Origin of the sequence: Limnohabitans planktonicus II-D5, assembly GCF_001270065.2 — a bacterium.
Lineage (GTDB): Bacteria > Pseudomonadota > Gammaproteobacteria > Burkholderiales > Burkholderiaceae_C > Limnohabitans_A > Limnohabitans_A planktonicus.
In genome coordinates, this window is the sequence record NZ_LFYT02000008.1 from 80,890 (window position 1) to 93,033 (window position 12,144).

At 58.3% G+C, this 12,144-nt stretch carries 13 protein-coding genes; all 13 read left to right on the forward strand.

Going from position 1 to position 12,144, the window contains the following annotated elements; all coding sequences use genetic code 11:
* The first annotated feature begins 49 nt into the window (after positions 1-49).
* The 13 genes from H663_RS28960 (at position 50) to aspS (ending at position 11,419) form a co-directional block, all read left to right on the forward strand.
* Positions 50-1,207 carry a class I SAM-dependent methyltransferase gene (locus H663_RS28960; protein ID WP_240620471.1) on the forward strand — a complete coding sequence of 386 codons (1,158 nt, stop codon included), beginning with the start codon at positions 50-52 and terminating at the stop codon, positions 1,205-1,207.
* Between the two features lie 19 nt (positions 1,208-1,226).
* Positions 1,227-1,421: a DUF2905 domain-containing protein gene (locus tag H663_RS28965; RefSeq protein WP_053171831.1), complete on the forward strand. Its 195-nt coding sequence runs from the start codon at positions 1,227-1,229 to the stop codon at positions 1,419-1,421.
* 377 nt (positions 1,422-1,798) lie between these two features.
* Complete coding sequence (locus H663_RS28970) at positions 1,799-2,014, forward strand: hypothetical protein (RefSeq protein ID WP_228768104.1); 216 nt, start codon at positions 1,799-1,801, stop codon at positions 2,012-2,014.
* Between the two features lie 14 nt (positions 2,015-2,028).
* Positions 2,029-2,283, forward strand: coding sequence for a translation initiation factor IF-1 (gene infA / locus H663_RS28975; RefSeq protein WP_053171832.1), 255 nt, complete (start codon positions 2,029-2,031; stop codon positions 2,281-2,283).
* Positions 2,284-2,419: 136 nt separating this feature from the next.
* A complete protein-coding gene (trxC, locus tag H663_RS28980; RefSeq protein WP_053171834.1) occupies positions 2,420-2,866 on the forward strand; it encodes a thioredoxin TrxC in 447 nt (148 codons plus the stop codon).
* Between the two features lie 112 nt (positions 2,867-2,978).
* A complete protein-coding gene (ubiE, locus tag H663_RS28985) occupies positions 2,979-3,713 on the forward strand; it encodes a bifunctional demethylmenaquinone methyltransferase/2-methoxy-6-polyprenyl-1,4-benzoquinol methylase UbiE (protein WP_053171836.1) in 735 nt (244 codons plus the stop codon).
* 37 nt (positions 3,714-3,750) lie between these two features.
* Entirely contained in the window at positions 3,751-4,734 is a 984-nt protein-coding gene (locus H663_RS28990; RefSeq protein WP_053171838.1) for a Tim44 domain-containing protein, read from the forward strand.
* Positions 4,735-4,781: 47 nt separating this feature from the next.
* Positions 4,782-5,339, forward strand: coding sequence for a hypothetical protein (locus H663_RS28995; RefSeq protein ID WP_053171840.1), 558 nt, complete (start codon positions 4,782-4,784; stop codon positions 5,337-5,339).
* The gene (gene ubiB / locus H663_RS29000; protein WP_053171842.1) at positions 5,336-6,904 is read left to right on the forward strand and encodes a ubiquinone biosynthesis regulatory protein kinase UbiB; all 1,569 of its coding nucleotides are present in this window, start codon (positions 5,336-5,338) and stop codon (positions 6,902-6,904) included. The genes H663_RS28995 and ubiB overlap by 4 nt, the downstream gene beginning before the upstream one ends.
* Positions 6,905-6,928: 24 nt before the next feature.
* Positions 6,929-8,485, forward strand: a complete 1,557-nt coding sequence (locus H663_RS29005) for a high affinity choline transporter 1 (RefSeq protein WP_083451129.1) — start codon at positions 6,929-6,931, stop codon at positions 8,483-8,485.
* Between the two features lie 33 nt (positions 8,486-8,518).
* Complete coding sequence (locus tag H663_RS29010) at positions 8,519-8,842, forward strand: FmdB family zinc ribbon protein (protein ID WP_053171844.1); 324 nt, start codon at positions 8,519-8,521, stop codon at positions 8,840-8,842.
* Positions 8,843-8,879: 37 nt separating this feature from the next.
* Positions 8,880-9,545 carry a DUF502 domain-containing protein gene (locus tag H663_RS29015; RefSeq protein ID WP_053171846.1) on the forward strand — a complete coding sequence of 222 codons (666 nt, stop codon included), beginning with the start codon at positions 8,880-8,882 and terminating at the stop codon, positions 9,543-9,545.
* A 59-nt stretch (positions 9,546-9,604) separates the two neighbouring features.
* Complete coding sequence (gene aspS, locus H663_RS29020) at positions 9,605-11,419, forward strand: aspartate--tRNA ligase (RefSeq protein WP_053171848.1); 1,815 nt, start codon at positions 9,605-9,607, stop codon at positions 11,417-11,419.
* Positions 11,420-12,144: the final 725 nt, after the last annotated feature.

Genomic DNA, 12,144 nt, shown 5'->3' on the forward strand with positions numbered 1-12,144 from the left:
CAGGAACATCCAAGGTGACAAAGGGCTGAATTATCGGGCAAGCTATGGATTGGACCCCCGGCACCCCGGCAAACCCCCGTACACCTTCGGCGACAATCGCCGCGTGAGCACGCCGAATTCCCATCCCCCTTCCGAACTGACTCTGCGCATCCACCAGGCCATCACCCAAGCTGGCGGCTGGATCGGTTTTGACCGTTTCATGGCCATGGCCTTGTACGAGCCGGGCATGGGTTACTACACCAACAGCCTGCAAAAGTTCGGTGCCATGCCGTCCTCGGGCAGCGATTTTGTGACCGCGCCCGGCATGTCCCTCCTGTTTGGCCAGACCCTGGCCGTGCAGGTGAGCCAGGCCCTGCAGGCCACAGGCACCGACGAAGTCTGGGAGTTTGGGGCGGGCACTGGAGCCCTGGCCTTGCAGTTGCTGGACAGCCTGGGCGATGCCGTACGCCGCTACACCATCATCGATTTGTCGGGCACTTTGCGCGCCCGTCAGGCTGACACTTTGCTCAAACATGCCGACAAAGTGCGCTGGCTCGACGCCTGGCCCGACGCCATCGAGGGCGTGGTGGTGGGCAATGAGGTGCTGGACGCCATGCCGGTTCAGCTCTTGCAGCGCACGCAAGGCGTCTGGCACGAGCGTGGCGTCGTCAGCGCGGGAGAACGATTTGCTTGGCAAGACCGCCTGACCGACCTGCGCCCGCCTGTGGACATCGAAGGCAAGCACGATTACCTGACCGAGATTCACCCCCAGGCCGAAGCCTTCATCGCCAGCTTGGCCGAGCGCTTGATGGCTGGGCGGGGTGGGGCGGCGTTCTTTCTGGATTACGGCTTTCCAGAGGCTGAATACTTTCACCCGCAGCGCCACATGGGCACCGTCATGTGCCACCAATTGCACCAGGCCGACGACAACCCCTTGGTGGCGGTGGGCCAAAAAGACATCACGGCCCATGTGAACTTCACTGGTGTGGCTTTGGCGGGTCAAAGCGCCGGTTTGAATGTGCTGGGTTACACCAGCCAAGCCTGGTTTTTGTTGAACCTGGGCTTGGCCGAGCGCATGGCCACCGCCAGCCTGGCCGAGCGCAGCCAAGCCCAGCGCCTGATCAACGAGCATGAAATGGGCGAGCTGTTCAAGGTGATCGGGTTTTCCACATCGGCCGATGGATCGGCCTTGGGCTTTGCCCGGGGTGACCGATCACACCGTCTCTGAACACTTTAGAAGGAACGGTATGTTGCGTTGGTTGATTGTGGTGTTGCTGATGCTGATTGTGTTCAGCGGCCTGCAGCCGTGGCTGCAAAAATTGGGATTTGGTCGATTGCCCGGCGACTTTCGGTTCCGGCTGTTTCGTCGTGAATGGTTTTTGCCCATCACCAGCACCTTGCTTTTGAGCATGCTGGCCAGCTTGGTGGCCAAGTGGCTGTGAGTCATGGCTGAAAATATCAAAATTGAGAACTGTGTTACAGTGCATCACGCCATTGGCGACTTATGCCCATCTTGCTCTTGCTGAGCCGATAGCGCATCCCGGCAGAGGGATGCCAGTCTTGTCCTCCACTGTGCTCATCGCCCGCCATGCTTTTCAAGAGCTGGGCTCAGACGATTTTTTTGCTTCCTTTTCGCTCACCTCTGCACGGTGAGGATGTGTGACCCGCCTGTCTTGGCGTTCATATGGAGGCGTTTTTTGGCACCGGGACATGCCAAAACCGAGCCGCCAAGCCGCCCCCAAAGAGGCAGTAAAAACGGCAAGAACTCCATTAGTTAAAATCCATGTCGATTCACCATTGTTTTCACAAGCCCATTTCGATGGGCAAGTACCGTATTGAACCTTGCTCCCGGGCTTTGCCCAACGGAGCTTATGGCGCGCAAGTGTCGGTGGCCAGTGGCCACGGCAGCGCCAGCACCGACCGTGTGATGCGGTTTGTGCCCGAATTTGCAACGCCTGCCGCTGCCAGCCAGTACGCCCTCGATGAAGGCGTGCTTTGGGTGGAGCGCCAGACAACCAAACCGATTCTGTTTTGAGAAAGACGTGTTAAATGGCTAAAGAAGAACTGATTGAACTGATGGGCGTGGTCAACGAGGTGTTGCCCGACACCCGTTTTCGCGTGACCTTGGACAACGGCCACCAATTGATTGCTTATTCCGCAGGCAAGATGCGCAAGAACCACATCCGCATTCTGGCAGGTGACCGCGTGACGCTGGAGTTGTCCCCCTACGATCTGAGTAAGGGTCGCATCAGCTTCCGTCACTTGGCTGGCCGCCCCCCCATGGCACCACGCAACCCCCGTTGATTGATTGAATCTGCGGCGCTTACTGTGTCGCTGGGCTCACGCCATGTCATTCTTGGGCGGTGACGGCCCTGACTACAGGCCCTTGAAGCGCTGAAGATGATCCCCACGTGTTTCTTCATACCCATGAAGGAATGACATGACCACTTCTGCCGAGAGCTTGCACATTGTTTGTCCTCATTGCCACACCACCAACCGGCTGCGTGTGGCCGATCAGGGCAAGGCACCTGAATGCGGGCAATGTCACCAAGCGCTTTTTAACGCGCACCCGCTGGCGCTGGACGACACCAGTTTTGACCGCCACATTGGCCGCAACCAGATACCTGTGCTGGTGGACTTCTGGGCGTCATGGTGCGGGCCGTGCCGCATGATGGCCCCGGCGTTTGAGCAAGCGGCGGGTCTATTGGAGCCCCATGTCCGGCTCGCCAAGCTCAACACCGAAGAAGCGCAGGCCCTTGCTGCTCGCTTCAACATTCGCAGCATCCCCACGCTCGCCTTGTTTGTGAACGGCAAAGAGGTTGCCCGTCAGGCTGGCGCTTTTCGCTCGGCTGCCGACATTGCGCAGTGGACGCGTTCGCACCTTTGAGTGATGTCGAAATCCTGACCTTGCCTCTAGCAATGCATTCTGGAATCAAACACGGGTGCCTCTCTCAAGCCAACATGCAAGCTCTTCAAGGCAGCCTTCTACAATGTTGGTTATGACAAATACCACCCATTTCGGTTTCAAGACCGTCGACGAAAAAGAAAAAGCCAAACACGTCCGTGGTGTGTTTGATTCGGTTGCGTCCAAATACGACGTGATGAACGACCTGATGTCCATGGGTTTGCACCGCATGTGGAAGGCCTACACCGTGCAGGTGGCCAATCTCAAGGAGGGCGATCAAGTCCTGGATATCGCAGGGGGCACGGGCGATTTGTCGATGGCCTTTGCCAAAAAAGTAGGTGCCTCGGGTCGCGTGGTGCACACCGACATCAATGAAGCCATGTTGTCCACCGGGCGCGACCGGCTGATCAATCATGGTTTGGTGTTGCCCACACTGGTTTGTGACGCTGAAAAGTTGCCTTTCCCGGACCAGCATTTCAATGTGGTCAGTGTTGCCTTCGGTCTGAGAAATATGACACACAAGGATATTGCCCTCAAGGAAATGTGCCGTGTACTCAAGCCGGGGGGGAAATTATTGGTTCTGGAGTTTTCCAAAGTGGCCAAGCCGCTCGAGAAAATATATGACTGGTACAGCTTCAAGGTCCTGCCCCACATGGGTCAACTGGTTGCGGGTGATGCTGACAGTTACCGATACCTGGCTGAATCCATCCGCATGCACCCCGGTCAAGAGGAATTGAAAACCCTTATGAAAAATAGCGGTTTTGCCCATGTGGACTTTCATAATTTATCGGCCGGGGTGGTAGCCTTGCATGCAGGTATCAAGTGTTGATGCCTGAAACCGAGTTTTGATTTGAGTTGGAGACTCCATGAATAAGTTGATGACACTGATGCTCGCAGGCGTTTTGGCCTTGGGCAGTCTCAATGCCGAAGCTGCTCGTCGCATGGGTGGCGGTAAATCTGTTGGACAGCAATCCAGCCAGGTCACCAAACGAGATGCTGCGCCACAATCGCCCAGTGCACCTGCTCAAAGTGCTGCGCCCGCCAATGCTGCCAAGCCTGCAGCAGCACCGGCTGCTGCCCCCAAGAAACCATGGGGAGCCATGTTGGGTGGTTTGGCTGCTGGCTTGGGGCTGGCTTGGTTGGCCAGTTCTTTAGGCCTGGGGGCAGCCTTTGGCAATATCTTGATGGCTTTGTTGATTGGCGTGGCTGTGTTGGCTGTGATCGGCATGATCATGCGGGCGCGTCGTGGTGGTGGTGGAGCCCAGACGGGTGGTCTGGCCTATCAAGGTGCAGGCGCTTCGGCTGATAACCCCGCTTCCCTCAAACAATACAGCCCCCAAAATGTGGGTAACGATGCATCTGCTCGTCCTTGGGAGGGTCAAAACACACGTTTTGACAGCTCGGCTGCTTCGCAAACCAGTGGTTCCATGATTGGTGCCGCACTGGGGGGGTCGCAGACTTGGGGCATTCCCGCTGGTTTTGATGTTGAGAGCTTTGTCACTGCAGCCAAACGCAACTTTGTGACATTGCAAGACGCTTGGGACCGATCAGACATGGAAGCACTTCGCGCCATGATGACAGACGCCATGGTGGTTGAAATTCGAAGCCAGTTGGCCGAGCGGGAAGCCCAGTTCCCAGGTCAGCCCAACAAGACTGAAGTCGTCATGTTGGATGCCCAGTTGCTGGGTATTGAAGAGCAAGCCGACGCTTATCTGGCCAGCGTCGAATTCAACGGCATGATCCGTGAAGATGCATCGGCAGGTCCAAGCCCATTCCGCGAAGTCTGGAACATGACCAAGTCCAAGCAGGGCGGTGGTTGGTTGGTGGCAGGCGTTCAAGCCCTTCAATAAAGACGTAGCCCTTGCTGGGCTCCTTCTTTCGGGAATAATCGGGGACTATGGCAACACAGTCCCCTTTTTCTTGGGCCGCTCAGGCGCTGCCCCAAATCGCCACCAATCTGTCGGCGAATTTCCAGCCTCCCGTCTGGGTGGTCGATGAGACGGTCAACCGTCTTGTTTTGTTTTTGAACCATGTCCTGCAAAGTGAGCCAGAAGCCATGGCCCGCCTGGCGCGTCAAAAGAGCCAGCGCATTGAACTGATCTGGGATCGCATTCAGCTTCAGTTGACGCCCACGCCCGCCGGATTGCTGGAGCGGGGAAATTTTGAGGGCTTTGACCTGCGCTTGACTGTGGTGGAAGAGTCCCCCCTGTCGTTGGCTTCTGCATGGGTTCGAGGCGATAAGCCCAAGGTACGTATCGAAGGCGATGTGCAACTGGCTGCCGAAATCAACTGGCTGATTGACCATGTGCGATGGGAAGCCGAAGAAGACCTGGCTCGTCTGGTGGGTGACGCCGCAGCCCATACCTTGGCTGATGCTGCGCGCAAAGCCATGGAGGCTTTGCGCAGCTTTGTGGCGCAGCGCGCCCCGGGCAAGTCGGTGGGTGCTGGTGCATGAGCCGCCTCGGCCGTGGTGCTTTCATCGTCTTCATCGTTCTGCGTTATGGCTTGGACGAGTTGGTGCTCTCCAGTTTTCAAAAGCCTTGGATTCGCCTGCTGGCCCGCATCTTGTCGGTGGGGCGCGACCTGAGGTCCCCCCGTGCTGTCCGCTTGCGCGAAGCACTCGAGCGCTTGGGCCCCATCTTTGTCAAGTTCGGACAGGTGCTGTCTACCCGCCGCGACCTTCTTCCATTGGACATCGCCGAAGAGCTGGCCAAGCTGCAAGACAGGGTGCCCCCGTTCAGTTCGGACATCGCCGTGGACACGATAGAGCGGGCCTTTCACAAGCCAGTGGACACCATCTTCGAGTCGTTTGAGCGCCAGCCGGTGGCCAGTGCCTCCATTGCGCAGGTGCACTTTGCGACCTTGCGCAGCAAAACGGGCGAACTGCGCGAAGTGGCTGTCAAGGTTTTGCGTCCGGGCATGCTGCCCATCATCCAGAAAGACCTGAGCCTCATGCGCATGATGGCCGGCTGGGTCGAGAATCTGAGCGCCGACGGCAAACGCCTCAAACCCCGCGAAGTGGTGGCCGAGTTTGACAAGTACCTCAACGACGAGCTGGACTTGGTGCGTGAAGCGTCCAACGCCGCGCAGCTTCGTCGCAACATGGATGGCCTTGATCTGGTGCTGATCCCCGAGATGATCTGGGACTATTGCCACAACGAAGTGCTGGTGATGGAGCGCATGCATGGCGTGCCCATCAGCCATGTGGATCGCCTGCGAGAAGCCGGGGTGGACATCCCCAAGTTGGCGCGTGACGGCGTGACCCTTTTTTTCACGCAAGTCTTTCGTGATGGTTTTTTCCATGCAGACATGCACCCTGGCAACATCCAGGTCAGCCTGGACCCAGAGACTTTTGGTCGCTACATCTCGCTGGACTTTGGCATCGTGGGTACGCTGACCGAATACGACAAAGAATATCTGGCGCAAAACTTCACGGCCTTTTTTCGTCGTGACTACAAGCGCGTGGCCGAGTTGCACATCGAGTCCGGCTGGGTGCCACCCGACACGCGGGTGGATGAGCTGGAGTCGGCCATTCGCGCTGTATGCGAGCCTTACTTCGATCGGCCCTTGAAAGAAATTTCTCTGGGCATGGTGCTGATGCGCCTGTTTCAGACCTCACGCCGTTTTCAGGTCGAGATCCAGCCGCAGCTGGTGCTGTTGCAAAAGACCTTGCTCAACATCGAAGGCTTGGGCCGCCAGCTCGACCCGGAACTGGACCTTTGGAGCACCGCCAAGCCTTTCCTTGAAAAATGGATGCTCGACCAGATCGGCCCCAAAAAACTATGGGAAGAGCTCAAGGCGCAAGCGCCGCATTACGCCAAATTGCTGCCACAATTGCCGCGCTTGTTGCACGACTACCTCAAGCAGCCACGCCAAGGGGATGCAAGGCAGCTCGATCTGTTGTTGGCTGAGCAGAGGCGCACTAACAGATTGCTGCAAACCCTGATTTACGCGGGGCTGGGCTTTGTGGTCTCCTTGCTCGTTTTGCAGGTGGGCATGCACCTGCAACTTTTCATCTGAACTTGTTATCTGGAGGAGCCGCAGGTGCTGCTGACTTTTGTGATCGCTTACTTGGCCGTGACCATCGGCATTGGCTTGTTGGCTGCACGCCGGGTCCATGGGGCCAAGGACTACCTGGTGGCAGGCCGAAGTTTGCCGCTTTATATGAACGTGGCCACCGTGTTTGCCACCTGGTTCGGGGCCGAGACGGTCTTGTCGGTGTCGGCCACTTTTGCCAAGGATGGCTTGCACGGCATTCCCGGTGACCCCTTTGGTGCCTCAGTCTGTCTGGTGTTGGCCGCCTTGCTCTTTGCCAAGCTTTTTTACCGCCTGAACCTGCTGACGATTGGCGACTTCTACAAGGTGCGCTACGGCAAGTCGGTGGAGGTGCTGACCAGTGTGGCGATTGTGTTGTCTTACTTGGGCTGGACATCGGCGCAATTGACGGCGCTGGGTCTGGTCATTCATGTGCTCTCGTCCGGGGCCATTGACCTGAACTACGCCATCATGATGGGCGCGGCTGTGGTGCTGGTCTACACCGTGTTTGGCGGCATGTGGTCGGTGGCATTCACCGATCTGTTCCAGACAGTGATCATTGTGGTGGGCCTGATCTTGGTGGCCACCTTGGTGGGCGGCAATGCGGGCGGCTTTGACAAGGTGGTGGCGCAAGCTGCGGCCGATGGCAAGTTCAACATGTTCCCGGCCGATATGGATGCCGCTGCCTGGTGGGCCATGGCGGGTGCTTTCTTTGCATTTGCCTTTGGCTCCATCCCACAACAGGATGTGTTTCAGCGCATGACCAGCGCCAAGGATGAAAAAACCGCCGTACGTGGGACCCTCATTGGCGGTCTGATGTACTTCGTGATCGCATTCATCCCCCTGTACATCGCCTATGCAGCCCTGATCGCCCACCCTGAGCTCAAAGCCTTGTTCGAGTCGGAAGATGCCCGCACCATCCAGCGCATCCTGCCCGATCTGGTGCTGGGCAAGATGCCCATTTGGGCGCAAATTTTGTTTTTTGGCGCTTTGCTCTCGGCCATTTTGTCGACCGTCAGCGGGGCCTTGCTGGCCCCCACGGCCACCTTCACAGAGAACGTGCTCAAGCCCTTTGTGCCCCACATGAGCGACCGTCAATTCTTGCTGCTACTGCGCGTGATCCTGGTCACCTTCACCTCGTTCGCCTTGCTGTTTGCCCTCAACAGCACTAGCACCATGTACGAGATGGTGCAAAACGCCTACAACGTCACCCTGACCGGGGCCTTTGTGCCGTTGGTTGCCGGTGCCTTCTGGCGGCGGGCCAACACCCAAGGGGCTTTGTTCTCTGTGGTGTTGGGCTTAGGCACCTGGATGGTGTTCAACTTCCTGGCCCCTGAGACCTTGGTGCCGGCCAACTTGCTGGGCCTCATGGCCTCCATTGTCGGCATGCTGCTGGGGTCTTTGGCCCCGACCGTGATCGCCAACGGGGGCAGTCCATGGCCAGCGCCTTGGGGCATGCTGCCCAAGACAGCGCCAGTCGTTGACCCAGCTGAGCCGCTGCCCTGGGTCACTCGGGCGCGGCAATGGGCTTGGGGACTGGAAGGGCGATGCCAAGCCTATAATTGAAGGTTTTCTTGCATCACCTCAAAGGCTCTTAACATGCCCATTTACGCCTACAAATGCGACGCCTGCGGCCATGCCAAGGATGTTCTGCAAAAAATGAGCGACGCGCCGCTGACCGACTGCCCGGCTTGCGGTGCCCCCAAATTCAACAAACAGCTCACGGCCCCGGGTTTTCAGCTCAAGGGCACAGGCTGGTACGCTACCGATTTCAAAGGCGGCGGAGCAGCAGCTGTACCTGCCGCCGCAGGCACAGCAGCAGATGCGGTGGCTACACCAGCATCTGCTGCAGGCGGCGATACCGCAGCGCCTGCCGCAACGGCCAGCGCTGCCGGCTGCGCCGCTTCATGCGCCTGCCATTGAGTTTTCTAAACGCTGACTTCACCGATTGACACGCCCCATGAAACAACGCAGCTTCAAACAGTACTTCATCACCGGCCTGCTGGTGTGGTTGCCGATGGGCATCACCGTCTGGGTGCTGACCTGGCTGGTGGGCTTGCTGGACAGCATCTTTTTGGCGATCTTGCATGCAGCCGACACACTCATTCCAGGCATGCATGCGCTGGCCGATTACTTGCGGGGTGTGCCCGGTCTGGGCGTGATCCTGGTGGCGCTGGTCATTTTTTCCACGGGTGTGTTTGTGGCCAACATGTTTGGTCAGTGGTTGTTCCGTCAATGGGACAAGCTGATGAACCGCATTCCGGTGGTGCGCAGCATCTACACCAGTGTCAAGCAGGTGGCCGACACTTTGTTTTCGGGCAGCGGTCATGCGTTCTCCAAGGCCCTGCTGGTGCAGTACCCGCGCCAGGGTTCCTGGACCATCGCCTTTTTGACAGGCACGCCCGGTGGTGTCGTGGCGCGTCATTTCGACCAGCCCTTGGTCAGCGTGTATGTGCCCACCACACCCAACCCGACTTCGGGCTTCTTTTTGATGATGCCCAAAGCCGACGTGATTGAACTCGACATGACGGTCGATGACGCCTTGAAATACATCATCTCCATGGGGGTGGTGGTGCCCGGTGGTCCCGAGCAACTGCCACTGGCCGCACCCGCAACCCCTCAATAAACCTTGTGTGCCGTGCGAATCACCCGCTCGGCAATTTCCGATTTAGAAAGTCCAACAACATGTCCATGCGTTCCCACTATTGCGGTCTGGTGACCGAAGCCCTGACCGGTCAAACCGTGAGCCTGTGCGGCTGGGTGAATCGTCGCCGTGACCACGGCGGCGTGATCTTCATTGACCTGCGTGACCGTGAAGGCTATGTGCAAGTGGTGTGCGACCCCGACCGCCCCGAGATGTTCAAGGTGGCCGAAGACGTGCGCAACGAGTTTTGCGTGCAGATCAAAGGCGTGGTCCGTGCCCGCCCTGAAGGCACCACCAACGACAATCTCAAAAGCGGCAAGATCGAAGTGCTGTGCCACGAGCTGATTGTGCTCAATGCATCCGTCACGCCTCCTTTTCAGATCGACGAAGACAACCTGTCGGAGACGACCCGCCTCACACACCGCGTGCTGGACCTGCGCCGCCCCTACATGCAAAACAACCTGATGCTGCGCTACAAAGTGGCCATGGAAGTGCGCAAGTACCTCGACGAAAACGGCTTCATCGACATCGAAACCCCCATGCTCACCAAGAGCACGCCTGAAGGTGCCCGCGACTACCTGGTGCCCAGCCGCGTGCACGACGGCCATTTCTTTGCGCTGCCCCAGTCGCCCCAGCTGTTCAAGCAGCTCTTGATGGTGGCGGGCTACGACCGTTACTACCAGATCACCAAGTGCTTCCGCGACGAAGACTTGCGCGCTGACCGCCAGCCCGAATTCACCCAGATCGATATCGAAACATCGTTCCTGACCGAAGAAGAAATCCGCGACATGTTCCAGGGCATGATCAAGCGTGTGTTCCAGAAGACCATTGGCGTGGACCTGGGCGATTTCCCAGTCATGACCTACCAAGATGCCATGCACATCTATGGCTCGGACAAGCCCGACCTGCGCGTCAAACTGCAGTTCACTGAAGTCACCGACGTCATGGGTGATGCGGACTTCAAAGTGTTCTCTGGCGCTGCCAATATGAAAGGTGGCCGTGTGGTGGCCCTGCGCGTGCCGGGTGGATCGGTCGAAGGCGGCGGCATCAGCCGTGGCGAGATCGACGCCTACACCGAGTTCGTCAAGATCTACGGTGCCAAGGGCTTGGCTTACATCCGTGTCAACGACCTGTCCAAAGGCCGTGACGGTTTGCAGTCGCCCATCGTCAAGAACATCCACGATACGGCCCTCAACGCCGTGCTCGAGCGCTCGGGCGCGCAAAACGGCGACCTGATTTTCTTCGGTGCCGACAAAGCCAAGATCGTCAACGACGCCATCGGTGCCTTGCGCATCAAAATTGGCCACAGTGAGTTCGGCAAGAAAAACGGCTTGTTCGAAGACCGTTGGGCCCCCATGTGGGTGGTTGACTTCCCCATGTTCGAGTTCGACGACGAGAGCCAGCGCTACACCGCCGTGCACCACCCCTTCACTGCGCCCAAAGACGGCCACGAAGACTGGATGGTCACCGCCCCCGAGAAGTGCATCTCCAAGGGCTACGACATGGTCTTGAACGGCTGGGAAATGGGCGGCGGCTCGGTGCGTATCCACCGCGCCGATGTGCAGCAAAAAGTGTTTGATGCCCTCAAGATCACGCCCGAAGAAGCCCAGCTCAAGTTCGGCTTCCTGCTTGACGCCCTGCAATACGGCGCGCCACCACACGGCGGCCTGGCCTTTGGCCTGGACCGCATTGTCACGCTCATGACCGGTGCCGAGTCGATCCGCGACGTGATCGCCTTCCCCAAGACACAGCGTGCCCAGTGCTTGCTGACCCAAGCGCCCAGCGTGGTGGATGAAAAGCAATTGCGCGAATTGCACATCCGTTTGCGCAATGTGGATGCCGTGAAAGCCGCTTGATCCTTCTGTGGATCGCAAGCAAAAAGGGCGCTGATTCAGCGCCCTTTTTTCATCACAATCAAACTGGTCAAGACACCGACCAACGCAGGCGGCGCTGTACTTTTGTAGGTAGGCAGCTTCAGCTCCGACATTGCGGGATCCAGCACAAGCCTCATGTCGGGGCTGAAACCAACGACCCACAACTACTTGCGAACCCCCTTTGCGTCATGGCGAGCGAAGCGCGGAAATCCAGTGCCTGTTCTGCCACCCATTCTGGATCACCGCGTCCCGCCACGTCACTTCGCTCCTCGCGGCTAAAGGCGGCTCCTTGCGATGACGGAGTCGGGGTCGGCGCGTCACAAGCTGCTCGCGATGACGGGGTCGGGGCCGGCCGCATCGCAAGTTATCCGTTGTTGAAGTCACCAACCAACAATGACTTGCGAAACCCCTGTGCGTCATTGCAAGCGAAGCGTGGCAATCCAGTGCCTGTTCTGCAACCCATTCTGGATCACCGCGTCCCGCCACGTCGCTTCGCTCCTCGCGGCTAAAGGCGGCTCCTTGCGATGACGGGGTGATGGATCGGTGCGACCCGTCGCGTTGCTTTTGTCCTCGCGGCTAAGCCGCCGGTCTACGAGGACCGTTTGCCTCCTGTAGGTCGGCACTCGCAGAGTCCGACATCTGTGTGTTGTTCAGCCCGCAAGTAGGCACAAGATGAGCAGGCCTTGTGCCGCCCATCATGGGCCTGC